Here is a 25,415-nt window from a genome sequence, read left to right on the forward strand (position 1 = left end):
GCGGCGGGCCGCCGTCCGCGGTCGCGACCGTCGACCAGCTGCAGACGCGCATCGACAAGCTCCGCGAGTGGGCGATCAGCGGCCGCTGACCTTCCTCGTGTGGAGCGTCGTGGATCAGGCCGGCTCGCGCAGGCGTGCGCCGGGGCCCGGCTGGGGGACCACGTCGCGCACGGCGTCGAACTCGTGCCCCTCGGTGCAGGCGAACCGCGTGTGCACCTCGGCGCCGCAGTCGCGGTGGACGAACTCGACCGGCGGGCCCTCCGGGTCGGCGAGGTAGCGGTTGCCCCACTCCGCGATCGCTACCAGGACCGGATAGAGATCAAGGCCCTTGGGCGTGAGGCGGTACTCGTGGCGCGGCCGCTGGCCGGTGACCTGGTAGGGCACCTTCTCCAGGACGCCCTGCTCGACCAGCAGGCGGAGCCGGTCGGTGAGGACCTGCCGGGGGATCGCGGTGCGCTCCCGCATGTCCTCGAAGCGGCGTACGCCGTTGAAGACCTCGCGGGCGACGACGAAGGTCCAGCGCTCACCGAGGACGGCCATGGCCCGACCGACGGTGCAGTTCTCGGCGCTGTAGGCCATGGCGCTGGGCCGCTCGCTGGTGGTCATGGTCACATGCTAGGTCTCGTTGACAGACTCAGCAACGCGCAGGATGCTGGATCCATGAACGAGACCCAGCAGGAGCAGAGCTTCCCCCGCGAATGGCGCACGCATGAGTGGACGCCGCCCTCATGGGTCGACCCCACCCCACTCGCCGGGCTGGACGGGCTCGGGCAGCTGCACGCCCTGACCCGCGGTGAGATGCCGCCTCCGCCGGTGATGTCGCTGGTCGGGATGACCAGCTTCGAGGCCGAGTTCGGCAAGGTCGTTGTCGAGATGCCGGCGGCGGAGTTCCACTACAACCCATTGGGCAGCGTCCACGGTGGGGTGATCTCCACGCTGCTCGACACCGCTGCGGGATGCTCGGTGCACTCCACGCTCGCGGTGGGGGAGATGTACACCTCGCTCGACCTGACGGTGAAGTTCCTGCGGCCGGTCACCGTGGCCTCCGGCCTGCTCCGCTGCGAGGGCACCGTGATCCAGCGCGGCCGGCGTACGGCGCTCGCCGAGGCCCAGCTCTTCGACGAGGCGGGCAAGCTGCTCGCGCACGCCACGTCGAGCTGCATGATCTTCAGCTGACCCCACGAACGACGAACGCCGCCGCCCGGAGCCCGGGAGGCGGCGTTCGTGCGTCGTACCGGGTCAGAGGACCTTGGAGAGGAACGCCTGCGTGCGCTCGTGCTGCGGGTTGCCGAGCACCTCGTGCGGGTCGCCCTCCTCGACGATGACTCCGCCATCCATGAAGACCAGCTTGTCGCCGACCTCGCGGGCGAAGCCCATCTCGTGGGTCACGACCATCATCGTCATGCCTTCCGAGGCGAGGTCCTTCATGACCGCGAGGACGTCGCCGACGAGCTCGGGGTCGAGCGCCGAGGTGGGCTCGTCGAAGAGCATCAGGTCGGGGTCCATCGACAGCGCACGGGCGATCGCCACGCGCTGCTGCTGGCCGCCGGAGAGGTGGGCCGGGTAGGCACCCTCCTTCTCGGCGAGGCCGACCCGGGCGAGGTTGTGGCGGGCGATCTGCACGGCCTCGGCAGTGCTCCTCTTCTTCACGCGCTTCTGGGCGATCGTGAGGTTCTTCAGCACGCTCATGTGCGGGAAGAGGTTGAACTGCTGGAAGACCATGCCCATGCGGCTGCGCATCGCGTCGAGATCGGTCTCGGGGTCGGTGATGTCGACGCCTTCCACCAGGATCCGGCCGGAGGTCGGCTCCTCGAGGCGGTTGACGCACCGGAGCAGGGTCGACTTGCCCGAGCCGGAGGGCCCGATCACGCAGACGACCTGGCCGTTGTCGACGTGGAAGTCGATGCCCTCGAGGACCTCGTTGTCGCCGTAGCACTTGTGGAGGTCGCGGACCTCGATCGCCGGTGCTGTCGGCTGGTTGACGGTCGTGGTCATCGTGCTGCCCTCATCTGTCGTCGCTCGAGCCACGCCACCAGCTGGGTGAGCGGCAGCGTGATGATCAGGTACATGACGGCGGCCATGGTCAGTGTGGTCGCGTTGCCCGAGAACTCGCCCGACATGAAGTCGCGACCCACGGACGTCAGCTCACGCTGGCCGACGCCGACGCCGATCACGAAGAGCAGTGCCGTGTCCTTGATCAGAAGCACGAATTCGTTGGTGAGGGGCGGGATGACGATCCGGAAAGCCTGGGGCAGGACCACTGAGATCGTCGTCCAGAACGAGCTCATGCCGAGGCTGCGCGACGCCTCCTCCTGGCCCTTGGGGACAGCCTGGATGCCCGCGCGAAGCGTCTCGGCCATGTACGCACCCGCGACCATGATCAACGCGAGTAGACCGGCGCCGACCAGGCCGCCGGGCGGGGTCCACTGAAAGGCGATCGGGACGGCGAAGGCCATCGCGAGGATCACGATCAGTGCCGGCAGCCCGCGGAAGAACTCGATGTAGGCGGTGGCCACCCACCGATACAGCAGGATCGGCGAGAGCTTCATGAGAGCAAGGACCAGCGCCAGGGCGAGGCCGCCCGAGAACGCGATCGCGGTGTACATCAGCGTGTTCACGACGCCGATGAAGACCATGTCCTTCCACGCCCCCGCGACGACGTCGGGGTTGAAGAAGTAGTCGCCCACGGTCGCCCAGTCGCCAGCGAGCGCGACGACGATCACGAGCGCGATGAGAACCGCATACAGGCCAAGATGGATGAGCCGGGACCGGGTGGAGCGCTTCATGCGGACCACCCGGCCTGGCGGAGACTCTGCACCATCACTTGACGGCGAAGTACTTGTCGTACAGCTCGTCGTAGGCGCCGTCGTCGCGCATCTCCTCGAGCGCGCCGTTGACATCCTCGACCAAGGCGGTATTGCCCTTCTTCATCGCGAGGCCGTACTCCTCTTCAGTGGAGTACTCCTCGACGATCTCGTAGCCGCCGGCCTTCACGTGGTCGAGGTTGACAGGAAGGTCCTGGAGAAGAGCATCGACCTGACCGGCCTTGATGGCTGCGAACATCTCCGCATCGCTCGGGAAGGTGATGAGCTCCGCGCCCTTGGCGTTCTCCTCGGCGTAGTCCTTGCCCGTCGTGCCCTGCTGGACGCCGACCTTCACACCGTCGAGGTCGTCGATGCCGGTTATCTTCGAACCCGCCGGCACCAGCAGCGACTGAGCCGAGTCGTAGTAGCCGTCGCTGAAGTCGAGGTTCTTCTTGCGGTCGTCGTTGATCGTCATCGCCGACGCGGCCAGGTCGCACTGGCCCGAGTTCAGCGCGAGGCCGCTCTGGAGGGCGTCGAACGACGAGTCCTTGATCTCGATCTCGAGATCGAGGCGCTCGGCCACCTCGCTGACGATGTCGATGTCGAAGCCCTTGAAGCCGGTCTCGGAGTTCTTGTCGAAGTCCTCGAACGGCGGGTAGGGGACGTCCGAGCAGACGGTGAGGGTGCCGGCCTTGATCAGAGCGGCGCCCGAGTCGGTGGTCTCGCCGCCGTCGGAGCCACAGGCGGCGAGGCCCAGGGCGAGCACGGCAGCAGCTGCAGTGGAGGAGAGGGTCCGGAGTGTCATGCTCGGCACACTAGGCGATCGCCGGTCACAAGTGGATGCCGGTTGTGTTGCATGTCCGTCTGGGATCCGAGATTCCCGCGGGAGCGGGGCGACTGCTCCTCCGCGCTCCCGCAGGAGTCGCTCAGACGGTCGTCAGCGACGGGTAGTCGGTGTAGCCCTCGGCGCCGCCGCCGTAGAAGGTCGCGAGGTCGGGCTCGTTGAGCGGGGCTCCGGTGCGCAGGCGGTCGTGGAGGTCCGGGTTGGCGATGTAGGCGCGACCGAACGCCGCCGCGTCGATGTGGCCGGCCTCAATCAGCCGCTCGGCCTTGGCCACGTCGTACGCACCGGCGCCGATGATGATGCCGGGGAACGCCGCGCGGAGCTGGTCGCGGTACTCGTCGGTCAGCTCGGGGCCACCGGCCCAGTCCGGCTCGGAGAGGTGCAGGAAGGCAATGCCGCGCTTCGCGAACTCCGCGGCGACGTAGAGGCCCGCCTCGGCCCCCTCCGGGTCCGAGGTGCCGTTGAAGGAGCCGATGGGGGAGATCCGGATGCCCACGTGCTCGGCGTCCCAGGCGTCGATCACGGCGTCGAGGACCTCGAGCATCAGCCGGGCCCGGTTCTCCAGCGAGCCGCCGTACTCGTCGGTGCGCTGGTTGCTGTCGGCGGCGAGGAACTGGTGGAGCAGGTACCCGTGAGCGCCGTGGATCTCGGCCATGTCGAAGCCGGCCGCACGGGCGTTGACGGTGGCGCGGCGGTAGTCCTCGACGACGTCGGCGATCTCCTCGCCGGTCAGCGCGTGCGGCACCGGGCAGTCGGCCCGGTAGACCTTGCCCTCGGCGTCCTTGAGCGAGGTGCGGTTGCGGAAGGGCATTGCGCTCGCCGAGACGGGGAGCGCGCCGCCCTCGTGCAGGGACTCGTGCGAGACGCGACCGGTGTGCCACAGCTGCGGCGCGATGCGGCCGCCCGCGGCGTGGACGGCGTCGGTCACGAGGCGCCAGCCGGCGACCTGCTCGGCGCTGTAGATGCCCGGGGTGTCGGCGTACCCCTTGCCCTGCGGGGAGATCTGCGTGCCCTCGGTGATCAGGAGGCCCGCGCCGGCACGCTGGGCGTAGTGCTCCGCCATCAGCTCGTTGGGCACGTCGCCCGGCTGCGTCGCGCGCATCCGGGTCAGCGGCGCCATGACGACGCGGTGGGGGAGCTCGACGGCTCCGACGGTCAGGGGCTGGAAGAGGCGGCTGGTCACGAGGGGGCCAACACGTGCGCGCGCCAGGTTCATTCCCTGTGACGCGCACCATGACGACGACGCCGTCATGGGAGTGCTCCCGGGTCGTTTGACTCCTGGGCCGAACGCGGTCTCCTCCCTTCCGGACTCGGGTCCGTTCCAGCAACGAAAGAGCGACTCACACCCCATGGCATCCACCCTCCCCGGCATCCGTCGCACGACCGCCCGCGGCGGCGCGGTTGCACTTCTCGCCACCGCTGTCGCCTCGGCGGCCGTCCTGATGCCGGCGACCCCGGCCCAGGCTGCGGTCACCAACCAGACCCTGACGGGCACCGCGGCCGGCACGCGGATCGTCGTCCTCGGCGGTGCCGTGGAGTCCGGCCCGACCGCCGCGAGCAGCCTGACGACGCCGTACACCGGGAAGTCCGCGACCAACTCCCTGGCCTCGGTCGACGTCACCGGCATCGCGAGCACGGGCGTCCTCAGCACGAAGGTCGCGACCTCCACGATCACCGGCGGCAGGCGGATCAGCTCCACGGCCCGCGTCGCCGGCCTCAGCCTCCTCGGTGGCCTGGTCAAGGCGACCGCCGTCGAGAGCACCAGCACCGTCTCCGTCGTCAACGGCATCGCGACGCCTTCGGGGTCCGCGAAGTTCGTCGACCTCGCCGTCGCCGGTACGACGATCCCGCTGAACGTCCCGAAGAACTTCACCGTCAACGTCCCGGGCATCGCCAAGGTCGTCATCAACAAGGCCGTCGGCACGCAACTCTCCGACAATGCGGCTCGTGAGACCGGTGCCGGCATCGAGATCACGTTGCTCGAGGCGCTCGCCGGCCACGGCGCGGGCACGGTGGTCCAGGTCGCACCGACGGCGGCGGCTGCGGTGCTGCCCGCGCCCGCGCTCGGCGCCCCCGTCGGCGGCCGCGGCTATGCGACGCGGGTCACCGCGAACGTCGGCGGCACCGTCCAGGTGACGTCCGGCCCGACCGGCCTCGCCACGATGCCGGTGGGTGGTACCGCGGGACGCGACGTCACCAACAACACCGTGGGTGTCCACCTCGGCACGGTCGCCGACGCCGGCACTGTCGCGGGCACCGTCAACGGCTCGCGTACGCAGGCTGCCTCCCGCTCGACCGTGAGCTCGCGCGTCGCGGCGGTCCGGCTCCTGGGCGGCCTGATCAAGGCCGATGCAGTCACCGCCGTCGCCCAGGCGTCCAAGACCTCGACCGGCTCGGTCGTGCTCACCGGCCAGTCGAAGCTCGTCAACCTGACGATCGGCGGCATCGCGGTCCCGCTCGACGTCGCCCCGAACACCCGGATCAACGTCCTCGGCCTGGTCACGGTCACGGTCAACCAGCAGATCCGCACCGCGACGGGCATCACCGTGCGCGCCCTCGACGTGAAGGTCATCGGCTCCGGCCTCGGCCTGCCCGTCGGTGCGCACGTCGAGGTCGCCACCGCCAACGCGTGGGTCGTCTCCGCCGGCTGACCTGACCTCCGCGTCGCCGCCCCCGTGCCCGCCGGCACGGGGGCGGCGTGCGTCCGGGCAGGCCTCACGCCTGTGGAACCATGGGGGCCGTGTCGACCGCAAGCCCCGAGGTCGGATCCGAGACGGTCCCCGACGAGATCACCTTCCTCAGCAAGCCCTGGGTGACGGTGGTCTGGAACGACCCGGTGAACCTGATGTCGTACGTCTCCTTCGTCTTCCAGAAGTACTTCGGCTACTCACAGGCCGAAGCGGAGAAGCTGATGCTCGAGGTGCACAACGACGGTCGCTCCGTCGTCTCCACGGGCACCCGCGAGGAGATGGAACGCGACGTCCAGGCGATGCACGAGTACGGCCTCTGGGCGACGATGGAGAAGCAGTGACCGAGGGGTTCCACAAGCACCGCCGGAGCGGTCGCGTGATCGCGGAGTTCACCGGCTTCGAGGCCGACCTGCTGCGCTCCCTCGCCTCGCAGCTCGTCGAGCTCCTGCACAGCGAGGTGGCGACCCCCGTCGAGCACGACGACCCGATGGCCGCCCTCTTCGACTTCACGGGCCCGACCGACGCGCCCGAGGACCCGGTGCTCCAGCGCCTCTTCCCCACGGCGTACGTCGAGGACGCCGAGGCCGCGGGAGAGTTCCGGCGGTTCACCGAGGGGACCCTGCGCGACGGCAAGTCACGCGGTGCACGAGCCGTCATCGACGCCCTCGAGGAGGGCGGCCTGCCGGTGGACGACGTCGACGACGCGGTCCACGTCGACGTCGAGCTGGACGAGGTCGAGGCGCTGACCTGGCTCAAGTCGTTCACCGACATCCGGCTCGCGCTCGCCACGCGCCTCGGTGTGGAGGAGGGTGACGAGGAGCGCTGGGCGCGGCTGCCCGACGACGACCCTGCCGCGCAGGCGCACGACATCTACGAATGGGTCGGCTACCTCCAGGAGACGCTTGTCGAGGCGATCTCGAGCTGACCACCTCAGCCTTCCGGCACCCGCTCGATGAGCGTCGTGACGCCGTTCTCGCCTAGGCTGTGCGCCGTGTTGACCATCGACCAGGCGACGTACGACGCGATCGTCGCGCATGCCAAGCGGGACCACCCCGACGAGTGCTGCGGCATCGTCGCCGGCCCCGAGGGCAGCGACCGCCCCGAGCGCTTCATCGAGATGGTCAACGCCGCCGGCAGCCCGACGTTCTACGAGTTCGACTCCACCGAGCTCCTCGCGCTCTACAAGGAGATGTGGGCGAACGACGAGGAGCCGGTGATCGTCTACCACTCGCACACCGCGACGGAGGCGTACCCCAGCCGCACCGACATCGGCCTGGCCAGCGAGCCCAACGCGCACTACGTGCTGGTCAGCACGCGTGAGCACGGGAATAACGAGGGCCCCGTGGAGTTCAGGTCGTATCGCATCATCGACGGCGAGGTGACCGAGGAAGAGGTCGCCGTCGTCGCCCAACTGCCCGCGAGGAGCAACTGACATGGCCATCGAGGTCCGGATCCCCACCATCCTGCGCACCTACACGGGCGGTGAGAAGGCCGTTCCGGCGGAGGGCACCACCCTCGCGGCGCTCATCGACGACCTGGAGTCGCGCCACACCGGCATCAAGGGCCGCCTGATCGAGGAGAGCGGCGAGCTCCGCCGCTTCGTCAACGTCTACGTCAACGACGAGGACGTCCGCTTCATCGGCGGCCTCGAGGCCGCGCTCTCGGACGGCGACCAGGTTGTCGTCCTCCCCGCCGTCGCCGGCGGCTGAGCCGCACCCCGCGCACGCCCTCCGCGGCGTTGTCCTCGCTCGACGGCCAACCCCGGGCCGCCTTCGCTCGTCCGCCTTGCGGAGCACGCACGCGGAGCACGGCTCCCGACTGAGAGAATGCCGCCATGGCCCGCTACGACAACCTCCTCGCCTCCGTCGGCAACACCCCGCTGGTGGGGCTGCCGCGGCTCTCCGCGATGGTCGGCGGCGGTGACGACGTCCGGATCTGGGCCAAGCTCGAGGACCGCAACCCGACCGGATCGATCAAGGACCGCCCGGCCCTGAAGATGATCGAGGAGGCCGAGAAGAGTGGCCTGCTCCGCCCGGGCTGCACGATCCTCGAGCCCACCTCGGGCAACACCGGCATCTCGATCGCGATGGCCGCGAAGCTCAAGGGGTACCGCACCGTCTTCGTGATGCCGGAGAACACCTCCGAGGAGCGCCGCCAGATCCTGCGCATGTGGGGAGCCGAGATCCACTCCTCGCCCGCGGCCGGTGGCTCCAACGAGGCGGTCCGCGTCGCCAAGCGCATGGCCGACGAGCACCCCGACTGGGTGATGCTCTACCAGTACGGCAACGACGCCAACGCGCTGGCGCACGAGCTCGGCACCGGGCCGGAGCTCCTCGCGGACCTGCCGTCGATCACGCACTTCGTCGCGGGCCTCGGCACCACCGGCACGTTGATGGGCGTCTCCCGCTACTTCCGTGCGGCCAAGCCCGACGTCCGCATCGTCGCCGCCGAGCCGCGCTACGGCGAACTCGTCTACGGCCTGCGCAACCTCGACGAGGGCTTCGTCCCGGAGCTCTACGACGCCTCGCTCATCGACACGCGCTTCTCAGTCGGCCCGCGTGACGCCGTACGCCGGGTCCGGGAGCTGCTCGAGATGGAAGGCATCTTCGCGGGCATCTCGACCGGGGCGATCCTCCATGCCGCGCTCGGCCAGGCCGCGAAGGCCGTGAAGGCGGGGGAGAAGGCAGACATCGCCTTCGTCGTGGCGGACGGTGGCTGGAAGTATCTCTCCACCGGCGCCTACGAGGGCACGGTCGACGAGGCGGAGGATCGCCTCGAGGGCCAGCTCTGGGCGTGACGGCCATCTCTGCGTGACGCGGCTCGCAAGTTGCGGCGCGCAAACGTGAACAGGCCGTAACGTGGTCTCCCGTGAAGGTGACGGTGATCGGCTGCGCGGGTTCCTACCCCGGGCCAGAGGCTCCCGCGAGCTGCTACCTGGTCGAGGCTGACGACGAGGGTGGGCGCACGTGGCGCATCCTCCTCGACCTGGGCAGCGGTGCTCTCGGCGAGCTGCACAACCACGTCGACCCGCTCACCATCGACGCCGTCTTCGTCAGCCACCTGCACGCTGACCACTGTCTCGACCTCTGTGGCTACTACGTCATGCGGAAGTACCACCCGACCGGTCCTGCTCCCCGGATCCCGTGCTGGGGCCCGCACGACACCGACCGCCGGATGGCGAAGGCCTACGACCTCGACGAGGACCCCGGCATGAACGAGGAGTTCGAGTTCCTCGTCTACGACGGTCCGGTCTCGCTGGGTCCGTTCACTGTGACGCCCACGCCGGTGCTGCACCCCGTCGAGGCCTACGCGCTGCGCGTCGAGGCCGACGACCGCGTGCTCGTCTACAGCGGCGACACCGACGTCTGTGACTCGCTGGTCGACGCAGCCCGCGACGCCGACCTCTTCCTCGCCGAGGCCGCCTTCCGTGAGTGCGACGAGAACCCTCCCGGCATCCACATGACCGGGCGGCAGGCTGCCGAGGTGGCGCTGAAGGCCGGCGTCGACACCCTCGTGCTCACCCACGTCCCCGCCTGGCACGACAAGAACACGGCGGTCGAGGAGGCATCCGAGGTGTGGTCGGGCCCGATGCACCTCGCCGCCAAGGGCGCCGTCTACGAGGTCTGAGATCGTGCCGCGCGAAGTCCCCGCGCTCGCGCGCGAGCTCGGTCTCGAGCCGCACCCCGAGGGTGGCTGGTACCGCGAGACCTGGCGCTCGCCCGTCGCGGTGACGCTGCCCGATGGCCGCGTGCGTGCCACGGGGACGATGATCCACTTCCTGCTTCCGGCTGGGGAGCGCTCCGCCTGGCACCGCGTCGCCTCCGACGAGATGTGGATCGCCCAGACGGGCGTGGTCACGCTCGAGATGGGCGGCTCCGCCGACAGGCCTGCGACCGCGTCGGCGCACCTCGTCGGCACCGACATCGCCTCGGGTCACGCGTCGCAGGTGCTCGTCCCGGCCGGCGTGTGGCAGCGCACTGTGCCGTCGGCGTACGACGCGCTGGTGAGCTGCCTGGTGTCGCCCGGCTTCGACTTCGCCGACTTCGAGCTGGAGGTCTGAACCTCAGAGCAGGTCGGCGTCGTGGACGCAGATGGCGATCTGCACGCGGTTGGTCGTGCCGAGCTTGTCGAAGAGCCGGCCGACGTGCGCCTTGACCGTCGGCACCGAGAGGTAGAGCTCCTTCGCGATCTCTGCGTTGGACAGGCCGCGGCCGACCGCGAGCGCGACCTCGTGCTCCCGCTCGGTGAGCGAGGCGAGCCGGGCCAGCGCGGCGTCGGCGCGGGCCTCGGTCGGGTTGCCCGCGGCGGAGTCGGCGCGGATCTGCCGGATCAGCGACGCCGTCGCGGAGGGCGACAGCATCGGGTCGCCGGCGGCCACCTGGCGGATCGCGGTGACGATGTCGGCCGGAGGCGTGTCCTTGAGGAGGAAGCCGTCCGCACCGGCCGCCAGTGCGGTGGTGACGTACTCGTCGGCGTCGAACGTGGTCAGCACGATGACGCGGGGTGGTGACGGCCTGGCATGCAGGTGGCGGGTCGCCTCGAGACCGTCCATCACCGGCATGCGGATGTCCATCAGCACGACGTCGGGCTGCCGCTTCGCGCAGAGCTCGAGCGCCTCGGCACCGTTGCTGCCCTCGCCGACGAGCTCGATGTCCGCCTGGCCGCCGATCATCAGGCCGAGTGCCGACCGCACCAGCGCGTCGTCGTCGACCAGCGCGACACGAATCATTTCTCCCACGGGATCCATCCTCTGATCACCCACGTCGACAATTCCCTCCCGGCATCCAGCCGTCCACCCACGAGCTCGGCGCGTTCGCGCAACCCGACCAGCCCCAGGCCCGCTCCCGGCGTACCGGAGGGGGCGAAGCCGAGCGGGTTGCGGATGACGATCGTGAGGCCCTCCCGCGCATTGCCGCTCACCTGCACCTTCACGGTCGCGCCCGGTGCGTGCTTGCGCGCGTTGGTGAGGGCCTCCTGCACGATCCGGTACGCCGTGCGGCCGACGAGCTCGGGCACGTCGCCCTCGACGTCGGACTCGAGCGTCGCAGTCGACCCGGCCGCGACCTCCTCGGCGACCAGGGTCGGCAGGTCGGCGTACGTCGGCTGTGGGCGGTCGAGCGGAGCGCCGCTGGCCGGGTCACGCAGCACGCCGAGGACCGACCTGAGGTCGGTGAGGGCCTCGTTGGCGTTGGTCTGGATGACACCGACGTGCTCGCGGATCTGCTCGGCGGTGAGGTCGTCGCGGAACATGATCGCGTTGGCCTGCATGGAGACCTGGGAGATCCGGTGGGCGAGGACGTCGTGCATCTCGCGGGCGATCCGCGAGCGCTCGGCGCCCCGCGCCTGGTCGGCGCGCAGGCTCTGCTCCGCAGCTGCCCGCGCGACCTCGGCCTTCAGGGTCCAGATGAGCTCGCGCCGCGAGCCGATGTAGAGGCCCCAGCCGAGGATGGCAGTGGTGGCGACGAGATTGATGACCACGTCGAGCCAGACCGCGTCGTCGTTCTGCTGGGGCTGGTGGTTCACGAACGAGATGCCGGCACAGAAGCTGACCAGCCCGACGAGGGCGATCTCGCGGTAGTTGCGACGGGTGGCCACGGAGACGGCGGACAGGACAGCCGGACCGGCAGCAAGGCCCGAGACGGCGGCGGCGGCGTTCAGGATGAGCGCGATCGAGAGCGGGGTCCGCCGTCGGAAGGCGACGGCGACGTACGCAAGCGACCCCACGCTCAGGTCGAGCCACCACAGGCCGCGGTGGCCGTTCCACTGGTTCTCGAAGACGCTGCCCCAGCCGATCGCGGAGATGACCAGGCACAGCGCGTAGCGCCACAGGTGGGACCGCCAGGTCAGCGGCGGTGCGGGGTGCTCGGCGGTCACCTGCTCAGGGTAGGGGCGTGTCTCCCACGTGGGGGCCAGACTCGCGCCGCGCACGGGTTGACTTAGGTAGGGGGCAGGTCGCGACCTCGGGCCGATGCCACGGGGCGCAGGTCGCGACAGGATGGTTGGCATGATCAAGGTTGAGAACCTCACCCGGACGTACGGTGCCTTCACCGCCGTCAACGACGTGAGCTTCGAGGCGCGGCCGGGCCGGGTCACCGGCTTCCTCGGGCCCAACGGAGCAGGCAAGTCAACGACGATGCGGGTCATGGTCGGCCTCACGCCGCCGACCGCCGGGTCGGTCACGATCGGTGGCCACGACTACCGGGACATCCCGAACCCGGGTCGTCACGTCGGCGTCCTGCTGGACGCCTCCGCCCAGCACGCCGGCCGGACCGGCCGCGAGGTGCTGACGATCGCCGCCCAGACCATGGGCCTGCCGAAGGCGCGCGTGGACGAGATGCTCGCCCTCGTCGGGCTGACCCCCGAGGAGGCCAAGCGCCGGGTGCGCAACTACTCGCTCGGCATGCGGCAGCGCCTCGGCCTGGCCAACGCGCTGCTCGGCGACCCGTCGGTGTTGATCCTGGACGAGCCGGCCAACGGCCTCGACCCGGCCGGCATCCGGTGGATGCGCGGCCTGCTGCGCGGCTACGCCGACCGCGGCGGCACGGTGCTGCTCTCGAGCCACCTGCTCAACGAGGTGCAGCTCATCGCCGACGACATCGTGATGATCGGCCGCGGCCGGATCGTCGCGCAGGGCACTCCGGAGGACCTCGTGGCCTCCACCGGCACGCTCGTGCGTGCCGTCGAGCTCGACCAGATGAAGGCAGCCCTCACAGGGGAGGGGCTGGCGCACACGGTCGTCGCCGACGGACTGCGGGTCGACGCCGAGCCGCTGCAGGTCGGCAAGGTGGCGGCGGCCCACCAGGTCGCCCTGATCGAGCTCCGTCCCGCCGACGGAGCCGGTCTCGAGGACCTCTTCCTCGAGCTCACCGCTGACACCCAGCGTGAGTCATTCACCGAAGGAGTGCAGGCATGAGCGCCACCACCGCTGCCCCGCTGGGGCAGATCGACGTCACCGGCACGCCGCGTACGCCGTTCGGCCGGCTGGCGAAGGTCGAGCTGCGGAAGATGTTCGACACGCGTGCAGGACTCTGGCTGGGGCTCATCACCGCATTTCTGATCCTGCTGGCGTTGGCCATTCCGCAGCTCGTCGTGGCGCTCAACGACTCAGTCACGATCAGCGCCAACATCTTCATGACCCAGATCATGACGATCCCGCTCTCGCTGCTGGTGCCGGTCTTCGCGATCACGATCGTGACCAGCGAGTGGGGCCAGCGCACGGCCCTCGTCACCTTCGCGCTCGAGCCGCACCGCATGCGAGTGCTCCTCGCGAAGCTCGTCACCGTCGTCGGACTCGCCGCCGGCACCATCGCGATCGCCCTCGGACTCGCCCTGGCCGGCACGGCCGTTGCCGGCCTCATCGGCGACTACTCGCCCAACTGGAACCTCGGTGTCGACACAGTCGCCTGGGTCTTCGCCCAGCAGCTGCTCTTCTTCGTGATGGCCTTCGCGTTCGGCCTGCTGCTGCTCAACACGGCCGGAGCCGTCGCGATCTACTACGTCGTGGCGCTCCTTCTTCCGATGATGGTCTTCGGGCCGCTCTACGCGATCTTCGGCTGGGCACAGGACGTCGTCCCGTGGTTCGACCTGGGCTTCGCGCTGATGCCGTTCTCCACGGGCGAAGGCGGCGACGCCACGGACGCCGCCCGGGTCGTGGTGACCGCGCTGATCTGGGTGGCGTTGCCCTTCATGCTCGGCGTACGCCGGCTGCTGCGGGCTGAGCTGAAGTGAGAACGTTCCCCTGACGTTGCCTGACACGTCATCCGGACGGACCCGACACGTACCCCGTGCCGCCACGCTGGCGGCATGGGGTACGTGCGCTTCGCAGCACTCGGTGACTCAGTGACACACGGCGTCGGCGACGCCGTCCCGACCGGATGGCGAGGGTGGGCCCGTCTCCTGGCCGAGGCACTCGGCTCGAGCCACGACGTCTCCTTCTGCAACCTCGCGGTGAGCGGCGCGGTCGTCTCCGACGTACGGACGAAGCAGCTGCCCGAGGCGCTCGCGCACCGCCCGGACATCGCCTCGCTGATCGTCGGCGTGAACGACACGATGCGCTCGACGTGGGACCGCGACCGGATCCGGCGCGAGCTGCTCGAGACCGCGGCAGCGCTCCACGAGGCGGGAGCCCTGCTGCTCACGGTGCGCTTCCACGACCACGGCCGGGTCTTCGGCCTGCCGGGCGTGCTGCGTCGGCCGCTGCACGCGCGGATCGCCTTCCTCAACGAGGTGTACGCCGAGATCCACGGGGCGTACGGCGGGGTGCAGGTGGACCTGGGAGAGCGGTCCGAGGTGCTCGAGCGGGGCTTCTGGTCGGTCGACCGGCTGCACCCCTCGGAGCTCGGTCACCGCTCGCTGGCACGGTGCTTCGGGGAACGGCTCCACGAGCTGGGCTACGACCACGACCTTCCCGGGCACGCCTGCGCGGGCGGCGCCGTCCCGACCTGGCGCAGCGACCTGCACTGGATGGTGACCGAAGGCGTGCCGTGGTTCGGCCGGCGTGCCCGCGACCTCGGGCCGTGGGCCGCGCGGATGGCCGTGGTCGAGGCGCGTGGACGTGCCCCGCTGGGCCGTCAGAAGGTCCCAGTAGTCTCAGGCGCATGACTGACCTCGCTGTGGGTCGCGCCGACGGGCGCGCCGACGACCAGCTCCGCGACATCCGCATCACCCGCAACTGGCTCGATCACCCGGCAGGCTCGGTGCTCGTCGAGTTCGGCAAGACCCGGGTGCTCTGCGTCGCCTCCGCCTCCGAAGGCGTGCCGCGCTGGCGCAAGGGCTCGGGTCTGGGCTGGGTGACGGCGGAGTACTCCATGCTCCCCGGCTCGACCCACACGCGGTCGGACCGCGAGTCCACCAAGGGCCGCATCGGTGGCCGCACCCACGAGATCTCCCGCCTCGTCGGCCGGTCGCTCCGCGCCGTGATCGACTACCGGGCGCTCGGCGAGAACACCATCAACCTCGACTGCGACGTGCTCCAGGCCGACGGCGGCACCCGCACGGCCGCGATCACGGGCGCGTACGTCGCCCTCGCCGACGCCGTCCGGGTGTTGGGCGTGGAGAAGGCCCTGACCGGCTCGGTCGCCGCGGTCTCCGTCGGCATCATCGACGGAGTCCCGCGCCTCGACCTCCCGTACGAGGAGGACGTCCGCGCCGAGACCGACATGAACATCGTGATGACCGGCGACGGCAAGTTCGTCGAGGTGCAGGGCACCGCCGAGGGCGTCGCCTTCGACCGCGCCGAGCTCGATGCGCTGCTCGCCCTGGGCGAGAAGGGCTGCGCCGACCTCACCCGGCTGCAGCGCGAGGCGCTCGGTGCCTGAGGCCGCTGCCGCGCCGCAGGTCTTCCTGGCCACCCGCAACACGAAGAAGCTCGGTGAGCTCCGACGGATCCTCGAGCCCCTCGTCCCGGGCATCGAGGTGCTGGGCCTCGACGACGTCGCGGCGTACGACGAGCCGGTGGAGGACGCCCCCACCTTCGAGGGCAACGCCCTGCTGAAGGCGCGAGCCGGTGTGCTCGCGACCGGGCTCCCGTCGCTCGCCGACGACTCGGGCATCTGCGTCGACGCGCTCAACGGGATGCCGGGCGTGCTGTCGGCCCGCTGGTCGGGACAGCCGAAGAGCGACGACCGGAACAACGCGCTGCTGCTCGACCAGCTCACCGACGTACCGGATGAGCGCCGTGGCGCCCACTTCGCCTGTGCGCTGGCGTTCGCCTGGCCGGACAGTGGTGAAGACGGGGGAGCGGCCGAGGAGGTCGTGACCGGCGAGATGCGGGGGCACGTCGCGCGTGCGCTCAGTGGCACGGGCGGCTTCGGCTACGACGTGCTCTTCGTGCCCGAGGGTTGCTCGGTGACGTCGGCGGAGCTCACCCCGGAGCAGAAGGACGCCATCTCGCACCGCGGCCAGGCGCTGCGGGCGATCGCCCCCCGTGTGGTCGCCGTCCTGGCAGGACGGTAGCGGCGCGTGTCGGCGACCCTCGTCGCCCGCGGACTCGCGGGGGGCCATGCACACCGGACCCTCTTCGAGGGGCTGGACCTGACCGTCGCACCCGGTGACGTCGTGGGGGTGGTGGGCGCCAACGGTGCCGGCAAGTCCACCTTGTTGCGACTCCTCGCCGGGGTCGACGAGCCGCTGGCCGGCACGGTGTCGACGGCTCCCGTCGACGCCTTCGTCGGCTGGCTTCCGCAGGAGCACGAGAGGGTCGAGGGCGAGACCGTGCTCGGCTACATCGCCCGTCGCACGGGCTGCTCGGACGCGACGATGGAGATGGAGCGGACAGCGTCGTTGCTGGGATCGGACGAGCCGGGGGCCGACGACGCCTACGCGCTCGCGTTCGACCACTGGATGGCCTCGGGTGCTCCCGATCTCGAGGACCGCGTGCCGGCGGTGCTCGCCGAGCTCGGCCTCGACGTCGGTGCGGGCGCGCTCATGACCGCTCTCTCAGGTGGCCAGGCTGCCCGGGCAGCGCTCGCCGCGCTGCTCCTGTCCCGTTTCGACATCGTGCTCCTCGACGAGCCGACCAACGACCTCGACCTGGCCGGCCTCGAGCGGCTGGAGAGCTTCGTGACGGGCCTGCGGCAGGGCGTCGTACTCGTGTCGCACGATCGTGAGTTCCTGGCGCGTTGCGTGACGCGCATCGTCGAGCTCGACCTCGCGCAGAACAGGGTCGCCGTCTACGACGGCGGCTACGACTCCTTCCTCGAGGAGCGGGCGATCGCGCGCAGGCACGCGCGGGAGGCGTACGACGAGTTCGCGGAGAAGAAGGCCGACCTCGTGGCGCGGGCCAGGGTGCAGCGCGAGTGGAGCTCGCAGGGCGTGCGCAACGCGATGAAGAAGAGCCCCGACAACGACAAGATCCGGCGCAAGGCGCAGGGCGAGTCGTCGGAGAAGCAGGCGCAGAAGGTGCGCCAGATGGAGTCGCGGATCGCGCGTCTGGAAGAGGTCGAGGAGCCGCGCAAGGAGTGGGAGCTGCAGTTCTCGATCGCCGCCGCTCCCCGGTCGTCCTCGGTCGTCGCGACCCTCAACGAGGCGACGCTGTCGCTGGGCGACTTCACCTTCGGTCCGGTGTCGCTCCAGGTCAATGCGGGTGACCGCATCGGCATCACCGGGCCCAACGGCGCCGGCAAGTCGACGCTGCTGCGACTGCTGCTCGGGCGGGCTCTCCCGACCAGCGGCTCGGCCTCCCTGGGCGCGAGCGTGGCGATCGGCGAGATCGACCAGGCGCGCACGGGCCTCGACGACGCGCTCCCGCTCGGTGATGCCTTCGAGGCGGTGGTGCCGTCGATGGCCTCGGGCGAGGTGCGCACCCTGCTGGCGAAGTTCGGCCTCAAGGCCGCGCAGGTGCTCAGCCCCGTGGGCGCGCTGTCGCCCGGGGAGCGCACCCGCGCCGCCCTGGCCCTGCTCCAGGCGCGCGGGGTCAACCTGCTCGTGCTCGACGAGCCGACCAACCACCTCGACCTGCCCGCCATCGAGCAGCTCGAGCAGGCGCTCGACGCCTACTCCGGTGCGCTGCTGCTGGTCACCCACGACCGGCGGCTCCTCGACAACGTCCACCTCGACGAGCGCTGGGCGGTCGACGCCGGGCGTGTCACCCTGCTCTGAGAACCCGAACCCGAAGGTGTCCCCGTGCTGATCCGCAAGAACCTCGCCCGCACGCTTCTTCGCCTGACGCGCTGGAAGCTCGTCGGCGAGGTGCCCCGGCGCGGCATCCTCGTCGGAGCGCCGCACACGTCCAACTGGGACTTCATCGCGATGCTGGCGATCGCGTGGAGCAGTGGGGTGCAGCCGCAGGTGCTGGTGAAGGAGTCGTTCTTCAAGGGGCCGATGGGTCCGCTGCTCCGCGCGCTCGGCGGGATCCCGCTGGACCGCGCCAACCCCGGCGATGCCATCCGTGCGATGCTGGCGGAGGCTGACGACTCGTTCCTCCTGTGCATCGCGGCCGAGGGCACGCGCTCGCAGGGGGAGTTCTGGAAGTCGGGCTTCCTCCGCATCGCCCAGCAGACCGGACTCCCCGTCTCGATGGGCTTCGTCGACGGACCGACCCGCACGATGGGCATGGGCCCGACGTTCGTCCCGACCGGCGACTTCCGCGCCGACATGGACGTCGTACGCGCGTTCTACGCCGACAAGCGGGGCTTCAAGCCGGAGAACCGCACCGAGCCGCGGCTGCGCGAGGAGCTTCAGGACTGAGCGGGCTCAACGGAACAAGGTGAAGACTTTTCGTCAGCATGTGACGAAAAGTCTTCACCTTGTTGAGGGTGCCGAAGGGGGGAGTCGAACCCCCACGCCCGAAGGCACGCGATCCTAAGTCGCGGGCGTCTACCTGTTCCGCCACTTCGGCCTAGGCCTGATTCTAGGTGCCAGAGCTGCCTTGGATGTTGGCGCCTTGGCTTGTGAACTTGCCGCGGCTCCTGCCGGCGAAGTTCGGTGTCTGACGGTGGCAGTTTGGGCACAGGAAGCGCAGGTTGGTCAGGATGTTGTTGAGGAAGTCGCCGTCGATGTGGTCCACCTCAAGCGTGAGTGGCAGCCCCTGCCAGGTGCCGTCGTTTCCGCAGAGTGCGCATGCATAGGGCACGCCTGATTCGACCAGTGCCCGCTTGAGTCGGGGTGGCTTCTCGCGCGTAGAGCCCTCGGGTCGGCGAACGAGAATGGCTACGGCGGGCCGCTTCGTCGGCTTGCGCGCCTCGACGTTGTGCAGTTGGAAGTGGGACGTGTCCAGGCCGAACTTCTTGATCGTCCGACTGATGTGGGCGTGAGCCCCGCCGTTCTGCCGAAGTCCCAACAGTCGGAGAACGCCAGCGACGGAGTTCGCTTCCGCAACCAGGGGCGCGAGCAGCTCCGGTGTGTATTTGCGATACGGCCGAGATCCGCTCATGGCACGACGCTAGGCAGCACCACTGACAACGTAGGGCCGTCAGACGGCCGCCTGTGGATCAGTCGAGGCCGAGGTCGCGGCGGAGCTTGGCGACGTGGCCGGTGGCCTTCACGTTGTACTGCGCCACGGCGACCTTGCCGTCCTCGTCGACGACGATCGTGGAGCGGATGACCCCCTCGACCAGCTTGCCGTACAGCTTCTTCTCGCCGTACGCCGCGTAGGCCTTGTGCACCTCGAGGTCCGGGTCCGAGGCGAGGGTGATCGTGAGGCCGTCGCGCTCGCGGAACCTGGCAAGCTTCTCGGGCTTGTCCTTGGAGACGCCGACGACCTCGTAGCCAGCGCTCTTGAGGGAGGCGATGTTGTCGCTGAAGTCGCACGCCTGCTTCGTGCAACCCGGCGTCATCGCGGCCGGGTAGAAGTAGACGATGACCTTGCGGCCGCGCAGGTCCGACAAGGTGACGGGGGAGCCGTCGTCGGTCGGAAGGGTGAAGTCGGGGGCAACGTCGCCGGGCGAGAGTCGGGTCGCGGTCATGCGGCTCACCGTAGCGGCCGCATTTCGGGCGCGGCCAACCGCGTCACGCCCGCGGCTCGGCTCCGTCACACCGGCACCATGGTGCGGTAACGTCCGGAACGGGGTTGCTGCTCGTTCGCGGGCTTGGAGGAGGTGGAGTGTGGAGCTGCGCACGTACGTCGGCGTACTCGTCCGCAACTGGCTCCTCATACTCGTCGCCGTCGTCGTCGGCCTCGCCGCTGCGGGCGCAGTGATCCTCCTCAGCACGCCGCGCTACAGCTCGACGGCAAAGATCCTCTTCAGCGCCACCCAGGTCGAGACCGGTCAGGACCTCGCGTACGCCGGCACGTATGTGCAGTCGAGGATGCAGACCTACAAGGGGCTCGCGACCAGCCCGGCGGTCCTCGACGAGGTGATCGACCAGCTCGACCTCGACCTGACCCACGGTGAGCTCGCCCGGCAGATCTCGGTCGAGACCAGCCAGATCGACACCCTCATCGGGATCACGGCGGAGTCACGGGACCGGAAGGAAGCCGCGAAGATCGCCGACTCCGTCGCGGCCCAGCTCATCGGTACTGTCGCCGGGGTGGAGAACCCGGGCGCGGCGGCGAGCGAGCCGGGCGTCCGCGGCGTCATCGTCGGTGACGCCGACGTCATCGACAGCCCGTCATCGCCGGACGTCGCAGTCGACCTGCTCGCGGGCCTGCTCCTGGGTGCGTTCGTCGGTGTGGGCGCGGTGACCGTGCGCCACCTGCTGCGCGACCTGGAGCCGGCGTGATCCACGGGATCAAGGTGCGTCCACCTCTCGACTCCCCGCCGCCGACGGGCAGCCGGATCGCGCGGACCCTGAAGGCCTCTGGCTGGATGTACTCCTCCCGCTTCCTCGTCTTCGTCTGGGCGCTGCTGATCACCCATACGTTCGGCATCGAGTCCTACGGTGTCTACGCCATGGCGTTCGCGGCCGGCTCGCTGCTCGGGGTACCGCTCGACAGCTACTTCACCACCCGAGGTCCACGCGTCGCGCGCGAGGTCTTCCTGCGGGAGCGGACCACGCGGGCGATCTTCGGCTTCTCGCTGATCATGCTCGGCGTGATCGCCTGGCCGTTCTCGATCATCGTCGGCTTCGCGGTCATCAAGGCAGGCAGTGACGTCGCCTTCCAGGCGTCGCGGAGCTCCTTGATCCGCGACGGCCAGCCGGACCGCGCGCAGCGTGCCGACGCGATCCGTCAGGTTCTCGGCATGGGCCTGGGCAGCACGTACCTGCTGCTCGCCCAGGAGCCCCAGCTCAGCCTCGGTGCGGCGCTCTACCTGACCGGCACGGCACTCCCGGTCATCCTCGGGCTGCAGGCGATCACGCACGCACGACCGTCGCTACCGGAGATCAACCTCCGCTCCTTCGTCATCCTCGCGGAGTCGGCGCTGGGCGTCGCCTATGTCCAGTGCGAGGTGCTCATCCTCGGTGGCCTGGGCCACATCGCCGAGGCTGGCTACTACTCCTTCGGTGCGACCCTGGTCTGGTCGCTCGCAGCTTTGGGCCAGTCCTTCGGCACGACCTTCCACCGGGACCTGCGCGCCTCGCAGGGCGATGTCAGCACAGGCCCCCAGCTCCGTACGGCGCTCCGGCTCTCGCTGGCGACCGCGGGCGCCCTCGCCCTCTTCGCGCTGGCTGCATGGATCTTCGAGGGGGGCACCTCCCTCTGGCTCACCTTCGCCATCCTGATCCCCGTGAGCTTCCTCCGGACCCTCAGCAGCGTGGCGACGGTCGTCCTCGTCCTCCAGCACCGCGACCGGTTCCGCCTGAGCGTCACGGCGGTCAGCATCGGGGTCAAGATCGGTCTCGTCTTCCTGCTCAGCAGCCTCGGTGGCCCCGGCGCGGCCCTCGCGTTCCTCGTCGCCGACATGATCATGTCCGGCGCCTACTCGTACGCCGTCTACGGCGGCCGCGGGCGTCCGGCCGCGGTGGCGTGAGCGGCGGCTCCGGCGCCCGCCGCCGGATCGTCTTCCTGCTCGGCAAGGACCCTGCGCTCGCGCGCGGGGGAGACGTCACGATCTTCGGCCTGCTCCGCCGCATCGCGGAGGAGCGCCACGAGACCTCGTCGATCTGTCTCAGCGAGGAGCCCGACAGGCGCGACGCGGGGGTGGTCCGCGTGGCCAAGCCGCCCGTCTCGCTGGCCCGTGTCGCCGCGGGGGCGCTCCGCAGCGGGCGGAGCCTGGTGCACGAGCGGTTCGACGTCGACGGACTGGTCGCCGCGGTGGAGGCGACGGACGCGGATCGCGTGGTCGCGGTGCACTCCTACCTCGCCGAGCCCTACCTGCGCGCGGCGAACGCCGATCCGGCCCGCCTGCTCGTCTCCACCGAGGTCTCCGAGGCGCCGGTCTGGCGCTCCCGCGGTCTCGCCGGTCGCCTCGAGGCCCGGCGGATCGACCGCGACGAGCTGCGGATCGCGCGGCAGGCCCGGGCGATCGCTGGCTACGACGCTGCCGAGATGGCGGAGCGGCGTGCGCTCGGCATCGACGCACGCTGGCTCCCGTTGACGCTGCCACCGCAGCCGCCGGCCGACGTGGCGGGCTCGCCGCCACGACTCGTCCTCCTCGGCAATCGTCACTGGCCTCCCAACGCGCGGGCCGTCGACCGGATGCTGGCCTGGTGGCCCGCGATCGCCCGGGGCATCCCCGGCGCCGAGCTCTGGCTGGTCGGTCCGCGCCCGGACGGCCCCCGTGTCGCGCTGCCCGGTGTGGTCGACCGGGGCGAGGTCGCGGACGTGGCTCCGCTCCTTGCGTCCTGCCGCGCCATGGTCGCCCCGGTCGCGGTCGGCGGCGGCGTACGCGTGAAGGTCCTGGAGGCTGCCGCGCGGGGCCTTCCTGTCGTGACCAGTCCGGCCGGCGTCGGGTCGGTGGAGCAGCTGCTCGGCCTCGCTCCGGTGGACGACGACCGCTTCGTCGAGCGGTGCCGTGCGCTGCTCCAGGATGCCGGAGCCGCCGCGGCGGAGGGGCGTCGCGTGCATGCCGTCAACGCCGACCTGTGGACGTCGCGCCGGGGCCGCGACGCGGTCCTGGACTGGCTGGACGCATGAGCGCCCCCGTCGTGCGGGGCCAGGCCGGCCTCCGTCCCCGCACTGTCTCCGACGTCCTGGTCCTCGTGACGGTGGTGCTGGGCGTTCCCGCGCTCGTCGTTGGCATGACGGCCGGCTCCGCGACCGTCCAGCTCGGGGTCGTTGCCGTGCTCACGGCGTTCGTCGCCGGCTGGGTGACGACCGTCCACCCGCGCGCCACCCTGGCGGCGTTCGCCCTGGTCCTCGGGCTGGCCCCCTACGCGAAGCTGCCGGGCACCGGCGCGCCCCTCATCCTCGTGCTCGCGCTCGGCAGCTGGGTCGCACTCGCGTTCCTGCCGGGCGCGCGGATCCGGCCGGGCTGGCCCGAAGCAGCGCTCGCCCTGGTCGCGGGGGTCGCCCTCCTCTCGGTGCTCGCCACGAGCCCGAGCCCCAAGGCGCTCGTCGAGTACGCCGCGTGGCTGGCCGCCACCTCCGTCGTCGTGCCGATGCGCTTCCTGACCGCACCCGCCCGGCGGGTCGTCGTCGATGCCCTGGTCGGGGGAGCGGCGGTCGCCGCGGTGGTCGGTGTCGCGCTGCTCAGGCTCGACCCGAACGGCTTCTTCCTCGCCCGGCTCTCCTTCGTCGGCTACCGCCCCGGCGCGGACAACGCCCAGTACGTCCCCGGCACCGAGCAGAACGCGCTGCGCCTCACCGGCACCTACGTCGAGCCCAACGTCGCAGGGCTGGTGCTCGCGGTGGCGCTGCTGCTCGCCGTGGCGGCGTACCGGGGCTGGCTGCGCGTCCTGCTGGTCGTGGTGATCGGTGCCGGCCTGGCGATGACGCTGAGCCGGTCAGCGCTGGGCACGGTCGTCGTGGCCTGCGGCCTCGTCGTGCTGCTCAGCCGGAGCCGCCAGCGCTGGTGGCTCGTCGGCGCGGGTCTCGTCGGCAGCGTCGGCGCGCTCGCGATCCCTGTCCTGCGCGAACGCCTGCTCAACTCCTTCGGGCCCCACGACACGGGCTCGCTCGCCCGCGAGCTCGCCTTCTCCGACTTCGCGAAGTCACTCGACAACCACTGGATCTGGGGCCTGGGCTGGGACCGCGAGGAGTTCCGCAGCCAGGCCGTCGGGCGCACGGTCAACTTCGTCGCGAACGCGCCCCTTCTCACCATCTACCGCGGGGGAGCGATCCTCGGGCTGGTGGTCGCGGTCGTGCTGCTCGTGCTGGTGCTCCGCGCAGTGCACGCATCCCGCGGCGGCTTCGAGACCGCCGTGCTGGCGTGTGGCGTCGCCGGCTTCTGCCTGGTCGCGCTCCAGCTCGACTTCCCGGTCGTCATCCAGCACCCGGCGACCGCCGTCTTCTCGGTGTTGATCGGGCTGTCGCTGGGCAGGCCTTGCACGGACGACGAGCGCGAGGAGTCCCGGTGACCGCGGCAGACCCGGTGCAGGCACCGGCACGCAGTGCCCGCTACCTCGGCGGCCTCGAGGGGATCCGCGGCCTGGCCTGCCTCGGCGTGATCTCCGCCCACTCGTGGACCCACTGGGCGCCCGAGACCACGCCGGCCGGGCTCGCCCAGTCGATGGCACTGGGTCTGGTCCTCTTCTTCGCGATGTCGGGCCTGCTGATCTCGCTCCCGTTCGTCCGCGACGTGGCCCGCGGGGAGCGACGCACCGACGTACGCCGGTTCGCGCTGCGCCGGATCGCGCGGGTCTTCCCCGGCTACGTGGCGATCTTCCTGCTCTGCTCGTTCGTCTTCCGGGCGGTGTACGTCGGCAACGCGGTCGTCGTCGGCCGCCCCGGCAGCGACGCGGGCGCCGGGATGATGACCGACCCCGGTGACCTGCTCGCGAACCTGACCCTGGTCCACACCCTGCTGCCCTCGACCGTCCAGACCGGCATCAACCCGTCGTGGTCGCTCACGGCCGAGCTCTGCTTCTACGCGCTCCTGCCGCTCCTGCTCGTCCCGCTCGTGCGCTGGGGCGGGGGCTTCCGGAGGCGTGCCTTCTGGGTCGCGGCTGCCCCGGCACTCGGCTTCGTGGTCCTGGGCCTCGCCGGGCGCGCGGTCGCCGAGGGGTGGTGGCGCCACACGGCAGGGATGGAAGCGCTCACCGCGGAGTTCGGCCCCAACGGGATCGCGGTGCTCACGCTCAGCTTCCTCGGCATCGCCGACAACTTCGGCGTCGGGATGCTCGTCGCGGTCGTCTTCGTCTGGATGGAGAAGGGCCATCTCGGCTGGCTCACCCGGCGCCGCATCCTCGTGGTCGGCACCCCCGTCGTGGCGGCGGCAGGCGCCCTGACGCTCTGGGCCGCCGACCGGCACCCGTGGTTCGTCACCGCCGCGATGGGCCTCGCGGCGACCGTCATGCTCCTCGTCCTCGTCGAGCCCTCTGCGCGGCGGACGTCGTCGGCGATCGTCCGCCTCTTCAGCGTCCGCCCGCTCGAGCACATCGGCGCCATCTCGCTCAGCGCCTACCTCTGGCACTACCCGGTGCTCCTCCTGGTCTCGCGCATCGACCGGCATCTCGGGATCGTCGGGGGAGACGAGGTGGTGACGATGGTCTGGGCCCCGTTCCTGGTCGCCGTGGGCTCGATCGCCCTTGGCACGCTCACCTACCGCCTGGTGGAGAAGCCGGCGATGGAGTGGGCCGGACGCCGCTGACACCACC

The 25,415-nt window shown here is 70.5% G+C and carries 30 protein-coding genes and 1 tRNA gene; 21 read left to right on the forward strand and 10 right to left on the reverse strand.

All coding sequences use genetic code 11. From position 1 onward, the window contains the following. Positions 1-114: 114 nt before the first annotated feature. Positions 115-606: a helix-turn-helix domain-containing protein gene (locus VLF38_RS11185; RefSeq protein WP_325271340.1), complete on the reverse strand. Its 492-nt coding sequence runs from the start codon at positions 604-606 to the stop codon at positions 115-117. A 54-nt stretch (positions 607-660) separates the two neighbouring features. Between VLF38_RS11185 and VLF38_RS11190 the strand changes: the two genes are divergently transcribed. Then, entirely contained in the window at positions 661-1,176 is a 516-nt protein-coding gene (locus VLF38_RS11190; RefSeq protein WP_325271341.1) for a PaaI family thioesterase, read from the forward strand. A 63-nt stretch (positions 1,177-1,239) separates the two neighbouring features. On the opposite strand, the gene VLF38_RS11195 is transcribed toward VLF38_RS11190, so the two are convergent. The 4 genes from VLF38_RS11195 to nemA all read right to left on the reverse strand — a co-directional run bounded on the left by VLF38_RS11195 (position 1,240) and on the right by nemA (position 4,831). Continuing rightward, on the reverse strand, positions 1,240-1,995 hold the full coding sequence (locus VLF38_RS11195; RefSeq protein ID WP_325271342.1) for an amino acid ABC transporter ATP-binding protein: 756 nt from the start codon (positions 1,993-1,995) through the stop codon (positions 1,240-1,242). Further along, the gene (locus VLF38_RS11200) at positions 1,992-2,786 is read right to left on the reverse strand and encodes an amino acid ABC transporter permease (RefSeq protein ID WP_325271343.1); all 795 of its coding nucleotides are present in this window, start codon (positions 2,784-2,786) and stop codon (positions 1,992-1,994) included. Before VLF38_RS11200 ends, VLF38_RS11195 begins: the two co-directional genes overlap by 4 nt. Before the next feature lie 34 nt (positions 2,787-2,820). Continuing rightward, positions 2,821-3,609 (reverse strand): ABC transporter substrate-binding protein, encoded by a 789-nt coding sequence (locus tag VLF38_RS11205; protein WP_325271344.1) that lies wholly within the window; start codon positions 3,607-3,609, stop codon positions 2,821-2,823. A gap of 121 nt (positions 3,610-3,730) precedes the next feature. After that, positions 3,731-4,831 carry an N-ethylmaleimide reductase gene (gene nemA, locus VLF38_RS11210; RefSeq protein WP_325271345.1) on the reverse strand — a complete coding sequence of 367 codons (1,101 nt, stop codon included), beginning with the start codon at positions 4,829-4,831 and terminating at the stop codon, positions 3,731-3,733. A 166-nt stretch (positions 4,832-4,997) separates the two neighbouring features. Between nemA and VLF38_RS11215 the strand changes: the two genes are divergently transcribed. The 8 genes from VLF38_RS11215 to VLF38_RS11250 all read left to right on the forward strand — a co-directional run bounded on the left by VLF38_RS11215 (position 4,998) and on the right by VLF38_RS11250 (position 10,398). Continuing rightward, positions 4,998-6,299, forward strand: a complete 1,302-nt coding sequence (locus VLF38_RS11215; protein WP_325271346.1) for a choice-of-anchor P family protein — start codon at positions 4,998-5,000, stop codon at positions 6,297-6,299. 89 nt (positions 6,300-6,388) lie between these two features. Beyond that, complete coding sequence (clpS, locus tag VLF38_RS11220; protein WP_325271347.1) at positions 6,389-6,679, forward strand: ATP-dependent Clp protease adapter ClpS; 291 nt, start codon at positions 6,389-6,391, stop codon at positions 6,677-6,679. Further along, complete coding sequence (locus tag VLF38_RS11225; RefSeq protein WP_325271348.1) at positions 6,676-7,263, forward strand: DUF2017 domain-containing protein; 588 nt, start codon at positions 6,676-6,678, stop codon at positions 7,261-7,263. The genes clpS and VLF38_RS11225 overlap by 4 nt, the downstream gene beginning before the upstream one ends. A gap of 66 nt (positions 7,264-7,329) precedes the next feature. Then, positions 7,330-7,770 carry a Mov34/MPN/PAD-1 family protein gene (locus VLF38_RS11230; protein WP_107700410.1) on the forward strand — a complete coding sequence of 147 codons (441 nt, stop codon included), beginning with the start codon at positions 7,330-7,332 and terminating at the stop codon, positions 7,768-7,770. Between the two features lies 1 nt (position 7,771). After that, the gene (locus VLF38_RS11235; RefSeq protein WP_325271349.1) at positions 7,772-8,047 is read left to right on the forward strand and encodes a MoaD family protein; all 276 of its coding nucleotides are present in this window, start codon (positions 7,772-7,774) and stop codon (positions 8,045-8,047) included. 125 nt (positions 8,048-8,172) lie between these two features. Then, positions 8,173-9,135 carry a cysteine synthase family protein gene (locus tag VLF38_RS11240; protein WP_325271350.1) on the forward strand — a complete coding sequence of 321 codons (963 nt, stop codon included), beginning with the start codon at positions 8,173-8,175 and terminating at the stop codon, positions 9,133-9,135. Between the two features lie 71 nt (positions 9,136-9,206). Beyond that, positions 9,207-9,965 carry an MBL fold metallo-hydrolase gene (locus VLF38_RS11245; RefSeq protein WP_325271351.1) on the forward strand — a complete coding sequence of 253 codons (759 nt, stop codon included), beginning with the start codon at positions 9,207-9,209 and terminating at the stop codon, positions 9,963-9,965. Between the two features lie 4 nt (positions 9,966-9,969). Further along, a complete protein-coding gene (locus VLF38_RS11250; RefSeq protein ID WP_325271352.1) occupies positions 9,970-10,398 on the forward strand; it encodes a cupin domain-containing protein in 429 nt (142 codons plus the stop codon). 3 nt (positions 10,399-10,401) lie between these two features. Here the strand turns inward: VLF38_RS11250 and VLF38_RS11255 are convergent, their stop codons facing one another. Together VLF38_RS11255 and VLF38_RS11260 are read right to left on the reverse strand one after the other, a co-directional pair. Further along, positions 10,402-11,067, reverse strand: a complete 666-nt coding sequence (locus VLF38_RS11255) for a response regulator transcription factor (RefSeq protein ID WP_325271406.1) — start codon at positions 11,065-11,067, stop codon at positions 10,402-10,404. Then, positions 11,064-12,212, reverse strand: coding sequence for a sensor histidine kinase (locus VLF38_RS11260; RefSeq protein WP_325271353.1), 1,149 nt, complete (start codon positions 12,210-12,212; stop codon positions 11,064-11,066). Before VLF38_RS11260 ends, VLF38_RS11255 begins: the two co-directional genes overlap by 4 nt. Before the next feature lie 130 nt (positions 12,213-12,342). Here VLF38_RS11260 and VLF38_RS11265 point away from each other — a divergent pair, with 130 nt between their 5' ends. The 7 genes from VLF38_RS11265 to VLF38_RS11295 all read left to right on the forward strand — a co-directional run bounded on the left by VLF38_RS11265 (position 12,343) and on the right by VLF38_RS11295 (position 18,524). Continuing rightward, positions 12,343-13,251 (forward strand): ABC transporter ATP-binding protein, encoded by a 909-nt coding sequence (locus tag VLF38_RS11265; RefSeq protein WP_325271354.1) that lies wholly within the window; start codon positions 12,343-12,345, stop codon positions 13,249-13,251. After that, positions 13,248-14,066 carry an ABC transporter permease gene (locus VLF38_RS11270; protein WP_325271355.1) on the forward strand — a complete coding sequence of 273 codons (819 nt, stop codon included), beginning with the start codon at positions 13,248-13,250 and terminating at the stop codon, positions 14,064-14,066. The genes VLF38_RS11265 and VLF38_RS11270 overlap by 4 nt, the downstream gene beginning before the upstream one ends. A 75-nt stretch (positions 14,067-14,141) precedes the next feature. Beyond that, a complete protein-coding gene (locus tag VLF38_RS11275; RefSeq protein ID WP_325271356.1) occupies positions 14,142-14,939 on the forward strand; it encodes an SGNH/GDSL hydrolase family protein in 798 nt (265 codons plus the stop codon). Beyond that, positions 14,936-15,655: a ribonuclease PH gene (gene rph, locus VLF38_RS11280; RefSeq protein ID WP_325271357.1), complete on the forward strand. Its 720-nt coding sequence runs from the start codon at positions 14,936-14,938 to the stop codon at positions 15,653-15,655. Before VLF38_RS11275 ends, rph begins: the two co-directional genes overlap by 4 nt. Continuing rightward, the gene (locus VLF38_RS11285; protein ID WP_325271358.1) at positions 15,648-16,292 is read left to right on the forward strand and encodes a non-canonical purine NTP pyrophosphatase; all 645 of its coding nucleotides are present in this window, start codon (positions 15,648-15,650) and stop codon (positions 16,290-16,292) included. The genes rph and VLF38_RS11285 overlap by 8 nt, the downstream gene beginning before the upstream one ends. Positions 16,293-16,298: 6 nt before the next feature. Beyond that, the gene (locus VLF38_RS11290) at positions 16,299-17,936 is read left to right on the forward strand and encodes an ABC-F family ATP-binding cassette domain-containing protein (protein WP_325271359.1); all 1,638 of its coding nucleotides are present in this window, start codon (positions 16,299-16,301) and stop codon (positions 17,934-17,936) included. 24 nt (positions 17,937-17,960) lie between these two features. Further along, positions 17,961-18,524, forward strand: a complete 564-nt coding sequence (locus VLF38_RS11295) for a 1-acyl-sn-glycerol-3-phosphate acyltransferase (protein ID WP_325271360.1) — start codon at positions 17,961-17,963, stop codon at positions 18,522-18,524. 69 nt (positions 18,525-18,593) lie between these two features. Here the strand turns inward: VLF38_RS11295 and VLF38_RS11300 are convergent. The 3 genes from VLF38_RS11300 to bcp all read right to left on the reverse strand — a co-directional run bounded on the left by VLF38_RS11300 (position 18,594) and on the right by bcp (position 19,741). Continuing rightward, positions 18,594-18,675 (reverse strand) — tRNA-Leu (locus VLF38_RS11300). Between the two features lie 12 nt (positions 18,676-18,687). Further along, positions 18,688-19,209 (reverse strand): HNH endonuclease signature motif containing protein, encoded by a 522-nt coding sequence (locus tag VLF38_RS11305; RefSeq protein WP_325271361.1) that lies wholly within the window; start codon positions 19,207-19,209, stop codon positions 18,688-18,690. A 58-nt stretch (positions 19,210-19,267) separates the two neighbouring features. Further along, on the reverse strand, positions 19,268-19,741 hold the full coding sequence (gene bcp, locus VLF38_RS11310) for a thioredoxin-dependent thiol peroxidase (RefSeq protein WP_325271362.1): 474 nt from the start codon (positions 19,739-19,741) through the stop codon (positions 19,268-19,270). Between the two features lie 139 nt (positions 19,742-19,880). Between bcp and VLF38_RS11315 the strand changes: the two genes are divergently transcribed. The 5 genes from VLF38_RS11315 to VLF38_RS11335 are packed head-to-tail and all read left to right on the forward strand — an operon-like array spanning position 19,881 to position 25,408. After that, positions 19,881-20,498: a YveK family protein gene (locus VLF38_RS11315; RefSeq protein ID WP_325271363.1), complete on the forward strand. Its 618-nt coding sequence runs from the start codon at positions 19,881-19,883 to the stop codon at positions 20,496-20,498. Next, positions 20,495-21,688, forward strand: coding sequence for a hypothetical protein (locus VLF38_RS11320; RefSeq protein WP_325271364.1), 1,194 nt, complete (start codon positions 20,495-20,497; stop codon positions 21,686-21,688). The genes VLF38_RS11315 and VLF38_RS11320 overlap by 4 nt, the downstream gene beginning before the upstream one ends. Beyond that, the gene (locus VLF38_RS11325; RefSeq protein ID WP_325271365.1) at positions 21,685-22,794 is read left to right on the forward strand and encodes a glycosyltransferase; all 1,110 of its coding nucleotides are present in this window, start codon (positions 21,685-21,687) and stop codon (positions 22,792-22,794) included. Before VLF38_RS11320 ends, VLF38_RS11325 begins: the two co-directional genes overlap by 4 nt. After that, entirely contained in the window at positions 22,791-24,176 is a 1,386-nt protein-coding gene (locus VLF38_RS11330) for an O-antigen ligase family protein (RefSeq protein WP_325271366.1), read from the forward strand. Before VLF38_RS11325 ends, VLF38_RS11330 begins: the two co-directional genes overlap by 4 nt. Then, positions 24,173-25,408, forward strand: coding sequence for an acyltransferase (locus tag VLF38_RS11335; RefSeq protein ID WP_325271367.1), 1,236 nt, complete (start codon positions 24,173-24,175; stop codon positions 25,406-25,408). Before VLF38_RS11330 ends, VLF38_RS11335 begins: the two co-directional genes overlap by 4 nt. Positions 25,409-25,415: the final 7 nt, after the last annotated feature.

The organism is Nocardioides sp. (assembly GCF_035481145.1).
Classification (GTDB): Bacteria; Actinomycetota; Actinomycetes; order Propionibacteriales; family Nocardioidaceae; genus Nocardioides.

Coding starts and splice junctions, on each gene's coding strand:
- VLF38_RS11185 (WP_325271340.1), bottom strand. CDS start 606: ATGACCACCAGCGAGCGGCCCAGCGCCATGGCCTACAGCGCCGAGAAC.
- VLF38_RS11190 (WP_325271341.1), top strand. CDS start 661: ATGAACGAGACCCAGCAGGAGCAGAGCTTCCCCCGCGAATGGCGCACG.
- VLF38_RS11195 (WP_325271342.1), bottom strand. CDS start 1,995: ATGACCACGACCGTCAACCAGCCGACAGCACCGGCGATCGAGGTCCGC.
- VLF38_RS11200 (WP_325271343.1), bottom strand. CDS start 2,786: ATGAAGCGCTCCACCCGGTCCCGGCTCATCCATCTTGGCCTGTATGCG.
- VLF38_RS11205 (WP_325271344.1), bottom strand. CDS start 3,609: ATGACACTCCGGACCCTCTCCTCCACTGCAGCTGCTGCCGTGCTCGCC.
- VLF38_RS11215 (WP_325271346.1), top strand. CDS start 4,998: ATGGCATCCACCCTCCCCGGCATCCGTCGCACGACCGCCCGCGGCGGC.
- VLF38_RS11235 (WP_325271349.1), top strand. CDS start 7,772: ATGGCCATCGAGGTCCGGATCCCCACCATCCTGCGCACCTACACGGGC.
- VLF38_RS11240 (WP_325271350.1), top strand. CDS start 8,173: ATGGCCCGCTACGACAACCTCCTCGCCTCCGTCGGCAACACCCCGCTG.
- VLF38_RS11255 (WP_325271406.1), bottom strand. CDS start 11,067: ATGATTCGTGTCGCGCTGGTCGACGACGACGCGCTGGTGCGGTCGGCA.
- VLF38_RS11265 (WP_325271354.1), top strand. CDS start 12,343: ATGATCAAGGTTGAGAACCTCACCCGGACGTACGGTGCCTTCACCGCC.
- VLF38_RS11270 (WP_325271355.1), top strand. CDS start 13,248: ATGAGCGCCACCACCGCTGCCCCGCTGGGGCAGATCGACGTCACCGGC.
- VLF38_RS11275 (WP_325271356.1), top strand. CDS start 14,142: ATGGGGTACGTGCGCTTCGCAGCACTCGGTGACTCAGTGACACACGGC.
- rph (WP_325271357.1), top strand. CDS start 14,936: ATGACTGACCTCGCTGTGGGTCGCGCCGACGGGCGCGCCGACGACCAG.
- VLF38_RS11305 (WP_325271361.1), bottom strand. CDS start 19,209: ATGAGCGGATCTCGGCCGTATCGCAAATACACACCGGAGCTGCTCGCG.
- bcp (WP_325271362.1), bottom strand. CDS start 19,741: ATGACCGCGACCCGACTCTCGCCCGGCGACGTTGCCCCCGACTTCACC.
- VLF38_RS11330 (WP_325271366.1), top strand. CDS start 22,791: ATGAGCGCCCCCGTCGTGCGGGGCCAGGCCGGCCTCCGTCCCCGCACT.